Source organism: Providencia sp. PROV200 (genome assembly GCF_049901995.1).
Classification (GTDB): Bacteria; Pseudomonadota; Gammaproteobacteria; order Enterobacterales; family Enterobacteriaceae; genus Providencia; species Providencia rettgeri_E.
This window is the reverse complement of record NZ_CP096307.1, coordinates 953,694-970,628: the sequence shown is the minus strand read 5'-3', so window position 1 is coordinate 970,628 and position 16,935 is coordinate 953,694. Positions and strand designations below refer to the sequence as shown.

General features: G+C 37.1%; 18 protein-coding genes and 3 pseudogenes. 12 read left to right on the top strand and 9 right to left on the bottom strand.

Annotated features, from left to right (window positions below):
* Positions 1–8: 8 nt before the first annotated feature.
* The gene (gene cptA, locus M1E86_RS04215; protein WP_213912890.1) at positions 9–1,718 is read left to right on the top strand and encodes a phosphoethanolamine transferase CptA; all 1,710 of its coding nucleotides are present in this window, start codon (positions 9–11) and stop codon (positions 1,716–1,718) included.
* 49 nt (positions 1,719–1,767) lie between these two features.
* Here cptA and M1E86_RS04210 read toward each other — a convergent pair whose 3' ends face one another.
* Positions 1,768–2,454 (bottom strand): DUF421 domain-containing protein, encoded by a 687-nt coding sequence (locus tag M1E86_RS04210; RefSeq protein WP_213912891.1) that lies wholly within the window; start codon positions 2,452–2,454, stop codon positions 1,768–1,770.
* A 299-nt stretch (positions 2,455–2,753) separates the two neighbouring features.
* Between M1E86_RS04210 and M1E86_RS04205 the strand changes: the two genes are divergently transcribed.
* The 4 genes from M1E86_RS04205 (at position 2,754) to M1E86_RS04190 (ending at position 6,425) form a co-directional block, all read left to right on the top strand.
* Positions 2,754–3,077 carry a hypothetical protein gene (locus M1E86_RS04205; protein WP_125893722.1) on the top strand — a complete coding sequence of 108 codons (324 nt, stop codon included), beginning with the start codon at positions 2,754–2,756 and terminating at the stop codon, positions 3,075–3,077.
* A gap of 142 nt (positions 3,078–3,219) precedes the next feature.
* Positions 3,220–3,660 (top strand): GNAT family N-acetyltransferase, encoded by a 441-nt coding sequence (locus tag M1E86_RS04200; protein ID WP_213912892.1) that lies wholly within the window; start codon positions 3,220–3,222, stop codon positions 3,658–3,660.
* 71 nt (positions 3,661–3,731) lie between these two features.
* The gene (locus M1E86_RS04195) at positions 3,732–3,998 is read left to right on the top strand and encodes a DksA/TraR family C4-type zinc finger protein (protein ID WP_125893738.1); all 267 of its coding nucleotides are present in this window, start codon (positions 3,732–3,734) and stop codon (positions 3,996–3,998) included.
* A 420-nt stretch (positions 3,999–4,418) separates the two neighbouring features.
* Positions 4,419–6,425 carry a BCCT family transporter gene (locus tag M1E86_RS04190; RefSeq protein ID WP_125893718.1) on the top strand — a complete coding sequence of 669 codons (2,007 nt, stop codon included), beginning with the start codon at positions 4,419–4,421 and terminating at the stop codon, positions 6,423–6,425.
* A gap of 108 nt (positions 6,426–6,533) precedes the next feature.
* On the opposite strand, the gene cdiI (M1E86_RS04185) is transcribed toward M1E86_RS04190, so the two are convergent.
* Complete coding sequence (cdiI, locus tag M1E86_RS04185; RefSeq protein ID WP_410480046.1) at positions 6,534–6,662, bottom strand: ribonuclease toxin immunity protein CdiI; 129 nt, start codon at positions 6,660–6,662, stop codon at positions 6,534–6,536.
* Between the two features lie 335 nt (positions 6,663–6,997).
* Between cdiI (M1E86_RS04185) and M1E86_RS04180 the strand changes: the two genes are divergently transcribed.
* Complete coding sequence (locus tag M1E86_RS04180; RefSeq protein ID WP_213912894.1) at positions 6,998–7,477, top strand: Hcp family type VI secretion system effector; 480 nt, start codon at positions 6,998–7,000, stop codon at positions 7,475–7,477.
* Positions 7,477–8,433, top strand: a complete 957-nt coding sequence (locus tag M1E86_RS04175) for a hypothetical protein (protein ID WP_213912895.1) — start codon at positions 7,477–7,479, stop codon at positions 8,431–8,433. Before M1E86_RS04180 ends, M1E86_RS04175 begins: the two co-directional genes overlap by 1 nt.
* Positions 8,434–8,439: 6 nt before the next feature.
* Here the strand turns inward: M1E86_RS04175 and M1E86_RS04170 are convergent, their stop codons facing one another.
* Both M1E86_RS04170 and M1E86_RS04165 read right to left on the bottom strand, forming a co-directional pair.
* Positions 8,440–8,799, bottom strand: a complete 360-nt coding sequence (locus M1E86_RS04170; protein ID WP_213912896.1) for a hypothetical protein — start codon at positions 8,797–8,799, stop codon at positions 8,440–8,442.
* 50 nt (positions 8,800–8,849) lie between these two features.
* The gene (locus M1E86_RS04165) at positions 8,850–9,245 is read right to left on the bottom strand and encodes a hypothetical protein (RefSeq protein WP_213912897.1); all 396 of its coding nucleotides are present in this window, start codon (positions 9,243–9,245) and stop codon (positions 8,850–8,852) included.
* Between the two features lie 396 nt (positions 9,246–9,641).
* Between M1E86_RS04165 and M1E86_RS04160 the strand changes: the two are divergent.
* Positions 9,642–9,908 (top strand): annotated as a pseudogene (locus M1E86_RS04160) (choline transporter); the annotation flags it as partial.
* A 108-nt stretch (positions 9,909–10,016) separates the two neighbouring features.
* Here M1E86_RS04160 and cdiI (M1E86_RS04155) read toward each other — a convergent pair.
* Positions 10,017–10,145 carry a ribonuclease toxin immunity protein CdiI gene (gene cdiI / locus M1E86_RS04155; protein WP_410480046.1) on the bottom strand — a complete coding sequence of 43 codons (129 nt, stop codon included), beginning with the start codon at positions 10,143–10,145 and terminating at the stop codon, positions 10,017–10,019.
* A 307-nt stretch (positions 10,146–10,452) separates the two neighbouring features.
* Between cdiI (M1E86_RS04155) and M1E86_RS04150 the strand changes: the two genes are divergently transcribed.
* Positions 10,453–11,469 carry a hypothetical protein gene (locus M1E86_RS04150; protein WP_426099261.1) on the top strand — a complete coding sequence of 339 codons (1,017 nt, stop codon included), beginning with the start codon at positions 10,453–10,455 and terminating at the stop codon, positions 11,467–11,469.
* Here M1E86_RS04150 and M1E86_RS04145 read toward each other — a convergent pair.
* The gene (locus M1E86_RS04145; RefSeq protein WP_125895269.1) at positions 11,466–11,945 is read right to left on the bottom strand and encodes an Hcp family type VI secretion system effector; all 480 of its coding nucleotides are present in this window, start codon (positions 11,943–11,945) and stop codon (positions 11,466–11,468) included. The genes M1E86_RS04150 and M1E86_RS04145 overlap by 4 nt on opposite strands.
* 31 nt (positions 11,946–11,976) lie before the next feature.
* On the opposite strand from M1E86_RS04145, the gene M1E86_RS04140 reads away from it, so the two are divergent.
* Together M1E86_RS04140 and M1E86_RS04135 are read left to right on the top strand one after the other, a co-directional pair.
* Entirely contained in the window at positions 11,977–12,897 is a 921-nt protein-coding gene (locus tag M1E86_RS04140; protein WP_213912899.1) for an SEL1-like repeat protein, read from the top strand.
* A 442-nt stretch (positions 12,898–13,339) separates the two neighbouring features.
* Positions 13,340–13,534, top strand: a pseudogene (locus M1E86_RS04135) (choline transporter); the annotation flags it as partial.
* 136 nt (positions 13,535–13,670) lie between these two features.
* Here M1E86_RS04135 and M1E86_RS04130 read toward each other — a convergent pair.
* Together M1E86_RS04130 and M1E86_RS04125 are read right to left on the bottom strand one after the other, a co-directional pair.
* The gene (locus tag M1E86_RS04130; protein ID WP_213912901.1) at positions 13,671–14,273 is read right to left on the bottom strand and encodes a hypothetical protein; all 603 of its coding nucleotides are present in this window, start codon (positions 14,271–14,273) and stop codon (positions 13,671–13,673) included.
* A 12-nt stretch (positions 14,274–14,285) separates the two neighbouring features.
* Complete coding sequence (locus M1E86_RS04125) at positions 14,286–16,079, bottom strand: DUF637 domain-containing protein (RefSeq protein WP_426099260.1); 1,794 nt, start codon at positions 16,077–16,079, stop codon at positions 14,286–14,288.
* Positions 16,080–16,237: 158 nt separating this feature from the next.
* Between M1E86_RS04125 and M1E86_RS04120 the strand changes: the two are divergent.
* A pseudogene (locus tag M1E86_RS04120) lies at positions 16,238–16,504 on the top strand (choline transporter); the annotation flags it as partial.
* A 145-nt stretch (positions 16,505–16,649) separates the two neighbouring features.
* Here the strand turns inward: M1E86_RS04120 and cdiI (M1E86_RS04115) are convergent.
* A complete protein-coding gene (gene cdiI, locus M1E86_RS04115) occupies positions 16,650–16,742 on the bottom strand; it encodes a ribonuclease toxin immunity protein CdiI (protein WP_423811129.1) in 93 nt (30 codons plus the stop codon).
* Positions 16,743–16,935 lie beyond the last annotated feature (193 nt).

Below are 16,935 nucleotides of genomic sequence, written 5' to 3'. Positions count from 1 at the left end.
AAAAACCTATGAGTAACACTACACACTCGGAAAAATTTAGCTGGGCCTCGCTGTTCTGGTTATTGATCTACTTTTGGTATTTTTCATCCCTATTACAACTGTATGTGCTAGTAACAGGGCAAAGTAATTCCATCGGCCTAAGAGATTCACTACTCTATAGCTCTCTTTGGTTGGTTCCTGCCTTACTATTTCCTAAAAAAATTAAGCTAGTTGCAGGGCTGATTGGGATTGTTTTATGGCTTTCTTCGGTTGTTGCTCTCGCTTATTTTGTGGTTTATGGGCATCAAATATCCCAAAGTGTCATGTTTGTGATGTTTGAAACCAATACCAATGAAGCAGGCGAATTCCTTAAGCAATATTTTAGCTTCGAAGTATTAGGTGTCATACTCGCCTACACTGTCGTTGCAATTTTCCTTTGGACACGCCTGAAACCAGTCACATTACCAAAACCAGGACGCATCGGTATTTCGTTGCTGATTTTAGTTATTTTGTTCGGAATTCCTTATTATAACAAAGGCATTAAACAAGACCGACCAATAGCTAATGTCGCGTCTTATTTAAATAGTAAGCTCGCCTATGCTGCACCATGGCAGTTTGTGAGTGGTTACCTTTTATATAAAAACCAGCTGGCAAACATGGAGGAGTTAATCCGCGACAACAGTAAAATTCCACCATTAGAAAACTTCGTCGATGCAAACGGTGACACTCCCCGCACATTTGTGTTGGTGATTGGTGAGTCCACTAGCCGAGATAGGATGAGTCTATATGGCTATTCGCGCCCAACTACCCCTGAGTTAGATGAGCTAGCTAACGATTATCCTGCTAATTTATCCGTATTCAATGATGTTGTGACGTCGCGACCTTATACTATTGAAGCACTACAGCAAATTCTGACGTTTGCGACACAAACAGAGCCTGAACTTTTCAATTCACGCCCTTCTATCATGAACATGATGAAGCAAGCAGGTTTTAAAACGTTTTGGATCACTAACCAGCAGACAATGACTGAGCGTAATACCTTGTTAACGGCGTTCTCTCGCCAAACAGATAAGCAATATTATTTGAACAATGACATGGCGCAAAGCTCACGTATTTATGATGACGTGGTTTTTTCTCCATTCAAGGAAGCGCTTGCAGACCCTGCAGAAAAGAAATTTATTGTTGTTCATCTGTTAGGGACACATATGCGCTATGAATTCCGTTACCCGGAAGATAAAGCTATTTTCAAAGATAAAGACAGCGTGGTTCCTGCTAATCTAAATGATGACGAAGTAAAAGATTATAACGCTTATGATAACGCGCAATATTATAACGACTATGTTGTTTCAACATTAATCAAGGACTTTGATTCTTCAAAAGAAAATGGTTTTTTGGTATTTTTCTCAGACCACGGTGAAGATGTTTATGATACCCCGCCCCATGAAATGTTAGGCCGCAGTGAAGGTAAGCCAAGTAGGATTATTTATAATGTACCTTTCCTTGTTTGGCAATCACCTGAGTGGTTAGCGACACATCAATTTGATTTAAATGATAAAACAGCCCGACCATTCAGTAATATGGACTTTATCTATGCGTGGTCTGATTTAGCAGGTTTAAACTATACCGGGTTTGAACCCGAAAAAAGCCTGTTTAATGAGGCATTTAAGCCTCAGCCTCGTTATATTGGTGACCCAGATAATAAATCCTCATTAATGCTTTATGATGATTTAAAACAATAATTAACTCTCTGTCGGTGAAATGTTATCTGCATTTCACCGACTTATTCATTTAAGCTATAACTTTCAGATGCTGTGTACCCTTGCGGTTTATTTTACCATCCCGCAAAATAAACGTGACTTCACCACGCCAAAACTCAGCTAAAAAAATATCGTTTATTGATTCAATACCTTGTAATTCAATTTGTTGCATTAACCAAGCCTCATCCCTTTCAATGGATTCCAAATCATAGTTTCTAATAACCCCTTCCTTTATCAGGATCACTGATGGCATATTTTTTTCATCACAAATAATAGTTAGCTGCCCATCAGGTTCTATTTGTGCATAATAAATTTCTTGAAAGGAATGAATGCCTTGTGCATGAATTCTAGATGAAATATTGATAAGGTCTATCTTATTAGCCTTCTCTAAAATATTTTCCATTATAAATTGGCCTTTTTTAATAATGGGTATGGGATTACCAATCGCCACATTACGAAAAAAGTTAAATTTTTTCGTTAAAAAGTTCAAAATACTAATAAACAAGACGCCTATAATTAAAATAGTCACATATTGATACAGTGGGATAGTATCGCTGTAAATCACCCCACCAATAATGCCCCCTAAGACAAAATTACCAATAAAATCAATAGGAGTCATTTGGGAAAGCTGTGTTTTCCCCGATAGATTCATATGAGTGATAACAATGGCAAAACCGATAATAAATTTTAAAATAATCAACGAATAATAGTACGCCATAATGCTATTCCTTTATTTTCTAAGCCATACATTTTTTTCATTATTTATTTAATAATAAGTTTAATCAGTTTAGCTTGATTCTCTATCTTTTATAGCTCTATAGCATGGAACAAGAGATGACTTTCAAAAAAATAGTCATCCATTTGTTCTAACAACGAAAAAACACAACAACTTCAATTGATTATCTAATTGTTTTATAACTCACTTAATTTCAACTATAGTTAAATATACACATTGGCGATTATGCCAATATCGAGCTTCAATACCATTTTTACCAGCATCGTGCTAAGGATATGTTTATGAATATAAAACTCATCACTTCACTTCTTTTCGCGGGAATGGTTACAGTTATCGCAGGCTGTGATGACTCATCAAAACCAAGTGACACCGTTAAACAAGCAGAAGAAAAAGCCCAGCAATTAAAAGAAGATGGTGAAAAAAAAGCTAATGAGCTGACAGAAGATGCTCAAAATAAAGCCGAAGAGCTGAAACAAAATGCATCAGAGCTGAGCCAAGAAGTCAAAACAGATGCGATTAATAAAGCCGATGAAGTGGCAACCGATATGAAAGAAAAAACGGAATCACTCAAGGCAGAGAATGACGCTGAAGCGGATAAAAAATAATTATCCCCCGGTCCCCTTCAAGAATGTGGGCTTTAAATGCCTGCATTCTTATTTTCCTCAGAAAAGCACCAAAACCCTCCTAACTAATTCGCCATTCCACGATATAATTGCACATCTTACTCGTTAGCTCCCAGGAAAACTTATGCAAATTAAACATAGCATTGGGTATGCAAACCCAGAACTCCTCACCGATGCCTTCAACCTACGCCAACAAGTTTTTACTCAAGAGCAAGGGTTCCCCGCTGATATCGATATCGATGAATATGATGAGTCCGCTTTACATGTCGTTTTGTATTTAAATAGGCAGCCTACTGCGGTATTACGTTGTGTGCTACTTGACGATAACCTCATCAAAGTAGGCCGCGTAGCAGTTCAAAAAACACATCGCGGTAAAGGACTTGGACGTGAATTAATGACATTTGTAGAGCAATATGGTCGTTCCCATCATTACAGTAAGATCACACTCTCTGCACAACATACTGCCATTAATTTTTACCATACTCTTGGATATCAAATAGAAGGTGAAATGTATGATGAAGAGGGAATGGACCACATTTACATGACATTATCTTTAGAGCAATAATTGCCCTTGAATTAAATTTTCTTACCTCTATATTGATATAAGGTCAATATTCAATCAAGTCGAGGTGAATGATGGCAAATGGCTGGGCAAATGAAGATGCGGTTCAAGAACAAATTGATGCCACTCTTGATGATGCGGTAGCGAAAGCGCGTCGCCAATTACACTCCGGTGAAAGCGCTGAGTTTTGCGAGGAATGTGGGGCGGCTATTCCTGAGGCTCGCCGTTTAGCATTATCGGGTGTTAAATTCTGCATTAACTGCCAAAATGAATTAGATAAAAAACAATCTGCATTTAGTGGCTACAACCGGCGTGGCAGTAAGGATAGTCAATTACGCTAATTACATTTTCCTTCCAATTTATCTGTCGTTTTTACTTATCTAGTCCTCACTTTCACTCATTGACGTTAACTTATTGGTAAAACATGTAAATATTACATTGTTAATTATTAATTAAATGATAATTAACATGATATTTCCATACTCTTCTTAATCTTATTTCCCCGTTTATATTGATCATTCATCCATATCATGGCAGTATAACCGCCTATTTTTTAACTGATGAGGGTAAGAAAAGCTCGGATTTTTATTACTATATTAGGCAGTTTAGTCTGTCATCAACACCATATTATTGTTCTTTCTATTTCGTTTCCTTAGGGAACTTTTTCATCATTATTCACTGTTTCATAAAGAAGGACAGCTCGCTGCATACTTTGTCGATATCGGTATGCCAAAAATAAAATAAAACAAAAGAAGGTTGTTATGAGTCAAATTGATACTGATTCTAAAAAAATTCGTTCTAAAATAAGTCCCCCTGTGTTTTATAGCTCTGCCATCATTATTCTGGTTATTGTCGGCTTTGCCGCTTTAATGCCAAAAGTCGCAGAATCTCATCTAAGTCATCTTCAACAAAATTTATTTAATAACGCTAGCTGGTTCTACATTCTTGCTGTCGCTATTGTTCTTCTGAGTGTGACTTATCTGGGACTCTCTCGTTATGGGCAAATAAAATTGGGGCCAGACCATGCCCAACCTAATTTTAGCTATGTGTCATGGTTTGCTATGCTTTTCTCCGCTGGTATGGGAATTGGGCTCATGTTTTTTGGGGTAGCTGAACCTGTAATGCATTACCTCAATCCGCCAGTCGGTGAACCACAAACCGTTGAAGCTGCTAAAGAAGCGATGCGTTTAACTTTCTTCCATTGGGGGTTACATGCTTGGGCTATCTATGCCATTGTCGCATTAATTTTAGCATTTTTTAGTTATCGTCATGGCCTCCCGCTGACCTTACGTTCCGCTCTGTATCCTATTATAGGGGAGCGTATTTATGGCCCTATTGGCCATGCAGTTGATGTGTTTGCTGTTGTTGGTACCGTATTTGGTGTCGCGACCTCATTAGGGTTTGGCGTATTACAGGTCAATGCTGGGATGAACCATTTATTTGGTTTACCCGTTAATGAAATGGTACAAGTCGGGTTAATTATTGCTTTTACTGGTTTAGCGACTATTTCTGTCGTCTCAGGATTAGATAAAGGGATCCGTATTTTATCCGAGCTAAACCTTGGCTTAGCATTTCTATTATTACTCCTTGTGGTTATTTTAGGTCCTACTGTATTACTATTAAAATCTTTTGTAGAAAATACGGGCGGTTATTTATCTGAAATAGTTAGTAAAACGTTTAATCTTTACGCCTATGAACCCAAATCAAGCAGTTGGTTAGGTGGTTGGACGCTACTGTACTGGGGATGGTGGTTATCCTGGTCGCCATTTGTCGGTATGTTTATTGCCCGTATCTCTCGCGGCCGTAGCATTCGTGAATTTGTTATGGGAGTACTATTTGTCCCCGCAGGTTTCACATTGATGTGGATGACATTCTTCGGTAACACAGCGATTGATCTAATTAAAAATAAAGGTGCAACACTATTAGCTGAAACCGTTCAAGCAGACGTGTCTCTCGCTTTGTTTGAATTCCTTAATTATTTCCCGTTCTCATCAGTTTTATCTTTTTTTGCTATGTTGATGGTTATCGTATTCTTTGTGACCTCAGCTGACTCAGGTGCAATGGTTGTTGATACACTAGCCTCTGGCGGCGATTCCAACACGCCAGTTTGGCAACGTATCTTTTGGGCAGGTTTAATGGGTGTTGTTGCCATTACAATGTTATTAGCCGGTGGATTGCAAGCCTTGCAAACACTGACTATTGCTAGCGCACTTCCATTTGCAATCGTACTATTAATTTCTATTTATGGGTTATTTAAAGCGTTACGCGTTGATGCCTATAAACGCGATAGCCAGCAATTAGCAACGATTGCTCCTACAGCGAGCCGTAACCCTATTCCATGGCAACGACGTTTACGTAACATTGTCTATTTCCCTAAACGTGCACATGTTAAACGCTTTATGGAAGAATCTGTGAAGCCATCGATGGAAATGGTCTCTGAAGAACTGGCTAAGCAAGGTACGGTATGCCATATCCATACCGATAAAGATGACCGAATAGGTTTTGAGGTCGATTTAGGCGACGATATGAACTTTTTATACGAAGTTCGCCTTCGTTACTATATTCAACCATCATTTGCGTTATCGGGTATGGGGACTGAAACAGATGAAGAAAAGAGCGAAGAACAACGCTACTATCGCGCTGAAATTCACTTAAAAGAAGGTGGGCAAGACTACGATGTGATGGGCTGGGCAAAAGAGCAAATCATCCACGATATTCTTGACCAGTACGAAAAACATATTCACTTCTTGCACTTGTTGGGTAAGTAGACCAAAAAAGAAGCACTACCTAAAATGTATCTATAAGAATTCACAGGCGGCTAAAATTATAGCCGCCTGTGTTTATTCAATTGTCTATTAATGCAATAGGATCCTATTTTATGACATTTGCATTTTTGATAATAAATTACTGACGCTAGCTAAGTCTTCAGGATGAACTTTTAAATATTTTTCACAAGCTAATCTGACATAGTAGAAGAAAGTTTTATCCCTCAAATAGACAGACATGACCAAATGTCTTTTTCCTAATTGATTCGGTTACCATCCGCGTTGACTTGGTTGGTTAAATCGTTAATCACCACAAAACAGGTTTATGTTTTTCTACGATTTCAGTGTGTTTTCGCATTCAATCCCAGTGTTGCTAAAAACGCGCTGAGGCGGTTTTATGATGTCTAACGGGTGTTTTATTCTCTAAACTTGCTCGTTTAGCATAATGGGTCTTATGGAAATTTTAAAATCAAGGTAAACGCAACCTATGCTCAATTATGATATTTAACTTAAGTAACGCGTATGGTATTGTGAACTATCTATATTGAACTTTAATGACAAAGGGAATGCTTAAAATGGCGAATATAATTTATCTTACGCTAAAAGGAAATAAACAAGGTTTAATCTCGAAAGGATGCTCAACGATAGATTCTATCGGGAATAAGTATCAAAAGGGACATGAAGATGAAATCCTTATTCATGAATTATCTTCTAATTTATCGATGCATCAAAATGTCAGTTTTCAGCCTATTAGTATTCGTAAGCCAATTGATAAGTCTTCCCCACTACTTTCTCAAGCATTAACATCGAGTGAGATATTAACGTGCGACTTTGCTTTTTATAGAACATCAATGAATGGTGGGTTAGAGCTATATTATAAAATAAAGCTGACAGATGCCTCAATTGTTGACCTAAATTGTTTTTATCCTAATTCTGTTACTCACAATCAAGCCCAACCAGAAGAGTCTGTATCGTTTCGATTTAAATCGGTTACCTGGGAGCATGTTATTGCTGGTACTAGTACATACAGTATATGGGAAGAAAGGAGCTTTTAATGTTCTCTAGCCCAGAAGAGACCTTTGAATGGTATGCAAATGAATTAAGAAAAATATCTGAGTTATCTGCAAGGTATTTTCTTGACGACCCCTACTGTAAACAAGGTTACAGAAGTGAAATAAATGAAGTGATAAGGTTGATTCGAGCTGATTTTAATATTGCTTTATATAATAACAACGCTAGGCATCAACGAATAGATGGCACAAGGGATTGGGTTAAAGAAAACATAGGTTCAACAGGAAATTGGCCTGATATATATAAATACACTGAGGAAATTAAACTCGAATATGAATCAGAAAAATTAGCTTATGCTGAACTAAGAAAGAAAAACAAAAATATCTACAATGAGACAAAGAGTTTTTCAGGTGAAGGATGGGCTTTTTATGGAGAAAAAACAGGAGATATCCTTGGTGGTGCATTACAAACAGCTGCTGGTTTTTTTACATATAAAGTTGGTTCAAGAATACGTAGTACTACAATGAAAGGCGCTGGAATATTAAGTATGGGGATAGGAGGAGGGAAAATTCATCAGGGCTTATCTGATATTGTATATGAATTTACAGAGGGTAAAGTTAATATAGGAGATAATATAACACTTTTAGGTATAGAACGAGGCGTTAACCTTGTTGGAGGGGATAAAGTAACTGCTAAAAAAGTATATTATGAGCTGGATTTTATAACTTCTCTTTATATGGGGTTTGCAGCATATAAAGTTGTAGATCCACAAAAAAGAAATCAAATAAGAAACTTACCAACAGAAACACAGAGTGGATTAAGAAGAGTTACTGTTTTTGAAAGACTTTTTCCTGATAATGCCGGTTTTCGAATTTTTAGATGGACTCGCGAAAATTATAAAAGAAAACTTAATACATCTAACAAGATATTATTAGCCGTTGCCGCTGGATCTTCAATTGCTAAGTTTAAATTAATTTTAGAACAGTATGAAAACAATTAATTTTTTTTAAAATTTGAACGATTTCAATCTAAAAAATAACTTTATTTTCATTTTTAGGTAGAAAACAAAAGGTATTTTATTTATTATTGAATATATAAATAAAATTATTAACATAGGTATTGAATATGCGATAATTAATATTAATGTAGAAATTAATTTGTATTTTTCAGTTAAAAAAATGATGGATATTTCATTGATTGAGAATGCTATTAAAAATGGAAATAACATTTTTGTTTTAACAAATAGATTGTATATCCATGTTTGGAAATCCATATTCCTTTCTCTAGAGGAGTAAATTAAAGATAATTTATCTAAATCCTCTTTTTTTAATTCTTTAATGATTTCTTCTGATTTATTATCATTCATAATTAGTTTTCTTGTAATGAAAAGATGGCAATAGAATACCACTGATAAATTTAATTATATGAAATCACTTGAATTAATTCATACAGTTTACCTTGTCTTATCGCAAGGTTGTCATCGAAATTGAATCCGTCAGCACAAAATAACGATTTTATACGGTCAATAATGACATTACTGTAATTGATAATAGAAGGTTCTTCCCCCTCAATAAAATATTTAATCGTAATATCTATTTTTTCATCGTTTTTGATCGCGTCAAAGATTGAGGCTGTTGAATGTTCCCAGTCTTTATCAATCGTCAATCGTAGAATTGGAGTGCCATGTTCATCTTTTTCTCTAGAATAACTAATTGAATTAATTAGGACTGCATCATTTTTTGAATTTGAAAGATCTTTCGTGATTATCTCCTGTTCAGACCCAATTATTCTCATGATCATTTTGCGTTTCATGTGATTTCCTTATGTAGCATTTGACTTTAGTAAGCCATTTTTTTTCACATAAAGCAATAAAAACATAACGATTAGGTATATCCGCACGCCAGCACCAGCAACAATGTCACAATACGAAATATGACGAAAACAAATTGATATTCAAAATAATTCGAGCTCTAGCAAGGAGACAATTGAGGATAGTTTAAGATCACGGCCTGAAAGTGCAATAATTTTGTCTGTGGATTGAAGGTTGGCCGACTGCAAGTCAATATCACGGGATTTAACGTGATATTGCCATTTTCGATGAGTTTAAAACGCAACTTGAACCTCGCATTATTGCCGCTGTTGCTGATTGTAATATAGAAACCGACTGCTCTGTTATTTAAATCATGTGGGAAGGACTGGTAATTTAGCTTTGAAGTGGATTTAGGCGACGATATGAACTTTTTATACGAAGTTCGCCTCCGTTACTATATTCAACCGTCATGTGCGTTATCGGGTATGGGGACTGAAACAGATGAAGAAAAGAGCGAAGAATAACGCTACTATCGCGCTGAAATTCACTTAAAAGAAGGTAGGCAAGACTACGATGTGATGGGCTGGGCAAAAGAGCAAATCATCCACGATATTCTTGACCAGTACGAAAAACATATTCACTTCTTGAACTTGTTGGGTAAGTAGACCAAAAAAGAAGCACTACCTAAAATGTATCTATAAGAATTCACAGGCGGCTAAAATTATAGCCGCCTGTGTTTATTCAATTGTCTATTAATGCAATAGGATCCTATTTTATGACATTTGCATTTTTGATAATAAATTACTGACGCTAGCTAAGTCTTCAGGATGAACTTTTAAATATTTTTCACAAGCTAATCTGACATAGTAGAAGAAAGTTTTATCCCTCAAATAGACAGACATGACCAAATGTCTTTTTCCTAATTGATTCGGTTACCATCCGCGTTGACTTGGTTGGTTAAATCGTTAATCACCACAAAACAGGTTTATGTTTTTCTACGATTTCAGTGTGTTTTCGCATTCAATCCCAGTGTTGCTAAAAACGCGCTGAGGCGGTTTTATGATGTCTAACGGGCTGTTTTAGACACTAAGTTCGCCTGTTTAACATAATAGGCCTTATGATAATCAATGAACACGAAGTTAAATGTATCCATTTAATTCTCTTTCATTTATGATTTAAGTTTGACTTAAGGATAAGGTAAGAAATTGTATGCAGTGTGGGGATTTAGAGTGGTTTTACTGTCATAACGGTCAAATCATCGATGCAAATAAAGCCCAAAAAAAACGGTTCGCTATCTTTGAAAAAATAAAACGTGAGCTTCAGAATGCACATAATCGTTCAAAAGATTGCTTACCCCCGACAGGATTAGATGAATCGATTTATTATCGGTGTGAAGGTAATCCCCCAACTGTTGATAATGCGTTAAATAATCCCTGGGTGAAAAGAGTCGAAGATTTCGGTGTGACATCCGCTAAGGGTGTCAAAAGAATAGAAGATACCGCTGCGTATCTTGGTGTTTTGCCCCCTCCGTTGATGGGAATGAACTTTCTGCTTAAATCTCGAATTTCTAGAAATCCTCGAGTCATGCAAGAAAATATTGAGGCGATTTATTTATTACGATTTATTAATGACCCCTATGAGAATCTTTCTGAGGTCGTCAATATTATTATTGACTCAATCGTTAACCAAATGCCACCAACGCGAAAACAAAAATTATCTGATTATATTCAAATGGTAAAGACGCAATCTAATCAAAATCAAATAATTAACTTTGAAGATAGATTTAATGTCAAACGGGACATAGATGTAGGAGTTAAAAATTTTGCTATCGGCGTTTGCGCTGAAGTTATGACCGAATCGAAAATTCGTAATTTTATTGTCACTGCGATAATCACTCGGATTGTTGCCGCGATTGTTTCAAAGCATCGGTCTTTTTTTAAACCGTTCGGCGGTCCTAAGAAGGTGATAAGTCGAACCGTTATCGTGGCAACGATTATATACAGTTATGGAACGATTGAGAAAATGTCTGAAGCGGCCAGAAGGCTAAAAAATAAAAATCGCGCCGTCTATGATGCAATGGATAAGAGTCAAATCACCATGGCATATTATTTTGTTGAAGAGGAATTAAGCCCGTTAATCACATTGGCGGCTAGCCCAAGCAATGCCGCGAGTGATGATGCTTTTGTTGCTGAAATTCGCCATTTAATCAACAAGTATAAAAATTAAAAGACGCTATCATCGGAGATACTGTAGCCCGATGTACCCGCCATTATTTGAGCGGTTGTAATATCACGATATCGAATCGTCAGCCGCTCTTCAGGCTCAATATCATTACGTAAAATATTGTTTGGGCATTGGTGTGAGTAGTCAACAATAGAGGCCTCGTTTAATTTTACCGTGAAATATTTTTCAATTCCGCCATTTTGAGCTGTGCGATAGTAATCGAAAACCAGATTGAGGATTTCATTATTTGAAACGGCAATTAACAATAACGGCGATGATTTATCTATCAGTTTGGTGAATTCTACGGGTTGATGCGACAAGTTTTGAGCTCGAGATACGGAAAAGTTTAATTCGGTGACAAAAATTGAGTCTTCTTTCCCTATTTGAAAACGATTTCCGATTGAATCCAGAGTTCCACAACCACGTGATATCAACCCTTGTTGTTTCCCTTCTAATGTGAGATAGATTAAATTAGCCATTAATAAGTCCATTTGTAGGTAAATTTTGGTTATGTTAAACAATAAATTCGCAGTCGTCACCTTATTCTTAGTCTTATGCAACCCTGTATTGGCTCATGCTGAATCCGAGGTTAAATGCATCCCCGAAGAAATGAACTTTGCAGCCTGTGAGACCTTGGCTCAAAAAGGGGATGACGATGCCTTAGTTATGGTGGGGCGTTTTTATGAAACGGGCACTGGTGTGAAAAAAAATCTCGAAAAGGCAGAAGAAATTTATCAGCAACTTGCGGATAAAAACAGTGCGAGAGGGACTAATCTGTTAGCTATGCTCAAAGAAGATCAAGGAAAAAAAGAAGAGGCTATTGAGCTTTATCTAAAAGCTGCAAAATTAGGTTCATCCTCAGCAAACAATAATTTAGGAATGTTATATGAATTAAATCATGATTATGTTAAAGCAAAAGAAATGTATGAAATAGCCATTAAAGAACATAATTCCAGTTATGCCATGATGAGTCTGGGAGATTTATATAGTGATGGTCTTGGAGGAGAAAAAAATACGGAGTTGGCTGAGAAGTGGTATAAGGAATCGATACAATCAGGTAATGATTACGCGATTACACGGCTAGGTATGTTGTATGGAAATTTAGAAAAATATGATGAAGCAATAAAATGTTATGAAATTGCCATAAAAAAAGGTGATCCTGTGGCTATGAACTCTATGGGATTATTATATAAATATGGTTTTGGCGTAAAACGCGATATCAATAAAGCGGTTGAACTTTATCAAAAATCAGCTAGCAAAGATGAATTTAGTGGATTGGTAAATCTTGGATTAATGTATGAGGAAGGACTCGGTGTACCCCAAAATTATGAAAAAGCTGTCGAATTATATCAAAGAGCTTATCAACTAGGTTATGAAGATATCCAAAAGCGCATTGATTTCTTAAATAAAAACTTCATAGAAAAAGAGTAATTAATGTCTGAATTTAACATAAAGGTGCTTAAGCTATCCAACGCTGTGGCTCCAATTTAGTAATGTCCACTCTGGGCTAAGTTAAGATGTCCGTCACGTAGGCTAACTATTAAGGGGGTCACATGACTGCTTATAGAGCGGAATTTTTTACATTGGAAGATGTGAAACGGCTAAATGTGATTCAAAATGTGATAGACCAACGCCTGCCGACCAAAATGGCTGCATAACGATTAGGTATATCCGCACGCCAGCACCAGCAACAATGTCACAATACGAAATATGACGAAAACAAATTGATATTCAAAATAATTCGAGCTCTAGCAAGGCGACAATTGAGGATAGTTTAAGATCACGGCCGGAAAGTGCAATGATTTTGTCTTTGGATTGAAGATTAGCAGATTGCAAATCCATATCGCGAGCGGCATTTAACGTGATATTACCATTTGCGTTATCGGGTATGGGGACAGAAAGTGATGAAGAAAAGAGCGAAGAGCAACGCTACTATCGCGCTGAGATTCACTTAAAAGAAGGTGGGCAAGATTATAACGTGATGGGCTGGGAAAAAGAGCAGATCATTCACGATATCCTAGACCAATATGAAAAACATATTCATTTCTTGAACTTATTGAGTAAGTAACCCTAAAAAAGTGCGAGTGAACATTAAAGACTGAAGTTTATACAGTAATAACCGCCATCTTTATATAAAGATGGCGGTTATTTATGATACATTCCAAACTTTCGCCATGTTTTATTTTTTCGTATAGCCCATAATCTTAACCATGGTACATACGAGGAAAATACTCACTAATTTTGTCGTTATCAAATAACTGGTCTACAGTGAAATCAATAGTATCTGAGACAACAATATAATTTCTAAGAGGGATAGGAATATCATCTATTGTTAAAAATACTGTCGGAACAATAAAACGATAATAATCTCCCATTTTTGTTTCACCATCATAACCTATTGGATAGTTTTCACCTTCAGAAGGTAACTCTAAAGCCTCATAACAAAACATTCCCATTTTGGTAGCTAGTGAAGCAATACAGTTCTTATTATTTTCAAGTCTAGAATTAAAACTTTTTATTAACTCATTCTTATCGCGATATGATACATAAGAATAGCTTGAGTATAAATCAACTGTATAACTGCCATTCAAATTTATTTCATTGACATAGTCTGTTGATTCCCCATCTATATATTCACATAAAAGATTAATATCATTCTTGCTAATAGATGAGTTAAGTAAAACTATTGGGAGCCAACCATAACCATTACTTAACATCAAGGAAAGCAATCCATTTTTATCTCCGGCGACCCAAGTATAGTTACAAGCAAAATCGGGTGACCAATTGTTATCTAGCTGCAATTCCATAGATATCCCTTATTATTCTAAAAATACTTTGACACAATTTTTACAAGTAGGTACAAGCGCTTCTGGGGGAACTTCTGATATATCGAATCCATGGGCATCTCTAGGTCTATATGCTTGCGAAATCCTTATATCTGTTGGATTAACTCCTTTCCTTATTAGCTGGTCAGCAGCTAATACCTCTCCACACCCCCCAACAATATTATTACAATAAATAGTTTTAGTCCCAACATCAGCTCCTCCCAATTTTTTCTTGAGAAGAGTTATTGTATCTTTATGAAGCATATCGGCCTCAATTTTATTACCTACGCTACCTTTGACAATGATAGTGCCTTTTTTTATATCATATGCAGCAACCATGGTTGCTGTATCTCTAGCTTTGTTTTTAGATGAAAATTTATTAATTTCCTCAATAACTTTTTTATTAGCCTCAACACGTAGTTTCTCAACATTTAGGAGGGACTTTAGTTTACTCGCATCTTGTTTTCCAGCCATTAGCATATGCTTTGAACTGTTCATTGTGGTATTTGCAAGTGCTTTGGCTGCCTCCTCAGAGCTCGCTAGTAATTTATAACCAGCTCCTAAAGCTGCTCCGCTAGAAACAGCGGCTTCTGGGGCAATAACTTCAGCTGAACTAATGGCTAGTTTATTGAAACAGAGCACTAGCCCTGCTTTACATCCCTGCATTCCTAATTTTGCTGCAGCTAATATTTCAGGAGATGCTGCTAAAACAATTTCGCCGCCAATAACTGCGACGTATCCACCTGCTGCAACAAAACCAACAAATATTGCCGCTTCTTGGCGCGCCGCAACACGTCGTGCAGCAGCTTTATCTCCTTTAGCCGCCGCCATCATATCCAGATTGTTCTCTATAATGATTTGCTGTAACTGATGCTCTGTATAATTATACGTATATACCAACTCGGCAGAATTAGCGGCAGAAAAAGCGCCTTCTGGCTTATGGGTAATTGATGCCCCTGCAAATCCACCTAATACTTTAGTGAATTGAGTTTTGGCGTCATTACCCTTGATAGCATCTTGTAGCAATGCGAGTTGTCTTTCTTGCTCATTGATATATTTGGGCTCAAACAATTTACTGTTCAATGAAATTGCAGCTAATTCTGCTGCTAACGCACCAACAACTGCACCTTTGGCATCTCCCCCTGCGATTTCAGCACTCACCCCTGCAACAACTGAATGACTTAATAATTTGCCTGTATGCCCTAAAATTTCTCCGTTATCACCGATTAACTTTGCACCTTCCGCATTCACCTGATTGCCAATATTACTAAGTAAGGCACTCTTAAAGTTATCGGTAAAGCTGCCACCTTGGATCGTGGTATTCACGGTTGAACTAATCACAGATTGCGCGGCAACACGCTGAGCAACCTTATTCCAATCCCCATTATTTAATAAAGGTAACTTAGCATTCCCCGGATTCCCTTTTGTCCATCCCATTTTGACATCTAAACCATTAAGCGCCCCGGAGATCACCATTTGAGCAACAATAGATTTAACTGTTTCGCTTTTACCTAGTGAATTAAGCGCTTTGGATAGGTTTCCTTGGTTTTCAGCCAGTGCGATCGCTGCTTGTGTTGAAAGAGCTGTCATACCAGAGTAAGCCGCGCCTGATATCACCGCAGCACTCGTACCACTGCTACCGGATGCTGCCCAAGCCGCAAATTTTGTTGCTGTACCTGACGTCATCGCTGCAACAGTTATCATAATCAGCGCAGCAGCAACCGGGTTTAAACTCTGGCTTTTATAATCCCAACTGTCATAGGCGTCTTTAACTAAGTTCCACTGCACATCTTCATGGTCTTTTAAGCCTGCAAGCCACTGTGTACCTTCTGTTTGACCAAGAGCCTCTAAGGCATTTTCTAAGCTCTGACCATTTTTCGATTTAACATCCGCAGTAACCGACTGCTCTGTTATTTAAATCATGTGGGAAGGACTGGTAATTTAGCTTTCAAGTGGATTTAGGCGACGATATGAACTTTTTCTATGAAGTTCGCCTCCGTTACTATATTCAACCATCATTTGCGTTATCGGGTATGGGGACTGAAACAGATGAAGAAAAGAGCGAAGAACAACGCTACTATCGCGCTGAAATTCACTTAAAAGAAGGTGGGCAAGACTACGATGTGATGGGCTGGGCAAAAGAGCAAATCATCCACGATATTCTTGACCAGTACGAAAAACATATTCACTTCTTGCACTTGTTGGGTAAGTAGACCAAAAAAGAAGCACTACCTAAAATGTATCTATAAGAATTCACAGGCGGCTAAAATTATAGCCGCCTGTGTTTATTCGATTGTCAATTAATGCAATAGGATCCTATTTTATGACATTTGCATTTTTGATAATAAAGTACTGACGCTAGCTAAGCGCTTCAGGATGAACTTTTAAATATTTTTCACAAGCTAATCTGGCATAGTAGAAGAAAGTTTTATCCCTCAAATAGACAGACATGACCAAGTGTCTTTTTTCTAATTGATTCGGTTACCATCCGCGTTGACTTGGTTGGTTAAATCGTTAATCACCACAAAACAGGTTTATGTTTTTCTACGATTTCAGTGTGTTTTCGCATTCAATCTCAGTGTTGCTAAAAACGCGCTGAGGCGGTTTTATGATGTCTAACGGGCTGTTTTATTCTCTAAACTTG

What these genes read in the sequence shown, in the direction of transcription:
- M1E86_RS04200 (WP_213912892.1), top strand. Translation starts at nt 3,220, where the DNA reads ATGCAAATTAAACATAGCATTGGGTATGCAAACCCAGAACTCCTCACC.
- M1E86_RS04170 (WP_213912896.1), bottom strand. Translation starts at nt 8,799, where the DNA reads ATGAATGATAATAAATCAGAAGAAATCATTAAAGAATTAAAAAAAGAG.
- M1E86_RS04165 (WP_213912897.1), bottom strand. Translation starts at nt 9,245, where the DNA reads ATGAAACGCAAAATGATCATGAGAATAATTGGGTCTGAACAGGAGATA.
- M1E86_RS04130 (WP_213912901.1), bottom strand. Translation starts at nt 14,273, where the DNA reads ATGGAATTGCAGCTAGATAACAATTGGTCACCCGATTTTGCTTGTAAC.
- cptA (WP_213912890.1), top strand. Translation starts at nt 9, where the DNA reads ATGAGTAACACTACACACTCGGAAAAATTTAGCTGGGCCTCGCTGTTC.
- M1E86_RS04145 (WP_125895269.1), bottom strand. Translation starts at nt 11,945, where the DNA reads ATGGCTAATTTAATCTATCTCACATTAGAAGGGAAACAACAAGGGTTG.
- cdiI (WP_410480046.1), bottom strand. Translation starts at nt 6,662, where the DNA reads ATGTCTGTCTATTTGAGGGATAAAACTTTCTTCTACTATGTCAGATTA.
- M1E86_RS04210 (WP_213912891.1), bottom strand. Translation starts at nt 2,454, where the DNA reads ATGGCGTACTATTATTCGTTGATTATTTTAAAATTTATTATCGGTTTT.
- M1E86_RS04150 (WP_426099261.1), top strand. Translation starts at nt 10,453, where the DNA reads ATGCAGTGTGGGGATTTAGAGTGGTTTTACTGTCATAACGGTCAAATC.
- cdiI (WP_423811129.1), bottom strand. Translation starts at nt 16,742, where the DNA reads ATGTCTGTCTATTTGAGGGATAAAACTTTCTTCTACTATGCCAGATTA.
- M1E86_RS04195 (WP_125893738.1), top strand. Translation starts at nt 3,732, where the DNA reads ATGGCAAATGGCTGGGCAAATGAAGATGCGGTTCAAGAACAAATTGAT.
- M1E86_RS04140 (WP_213912899.1), top strand. Translation starts at nt 11,977, where the DNA reads ATGTTAAACAATAAATTCGCAGTCGTCACCTTATTCTTAGTCTTATGC.
- cdiI (WP_410480046.1), bottom strand. Translation starts at nt 10,145, where the DNA reads ATGTCTGTCTATTTGAGGGATAAAACTTTCTTCTACTATGTCAGATTA.
- M1E86_RS04205 (WP_125893722.1), top strand. Translation starts at nt 2,754, where the DNA reads ATGAATATAAAACTCATCACTTCACTTCTTTTCGCGGGAATGGTTACA.
- M1E86_RS04180 (WP_213912894.1), top strand. Translation starts at nt 6,998, where the DNA reads ATGGCGAATATAATTTATCTTACGCTAAAAGGAAATAAACAAGGTTTA.
- M1E86_RS04190 (WP_125893718.1), top strand. Translation starts at nt 4,419, where the DNA reads ATGAGTCAAATTGATACTGATTCTAAAAAAATTCGTTCTAAAATAAGT.
- M1E86_RS04175 (WP_213912895.1), top strand. Translation starts at nt 7,477, where the DNA reads ATGTTCTCTAGCCCAGAAGAGACCTTTGAATGGTATGCAAATGAATTA.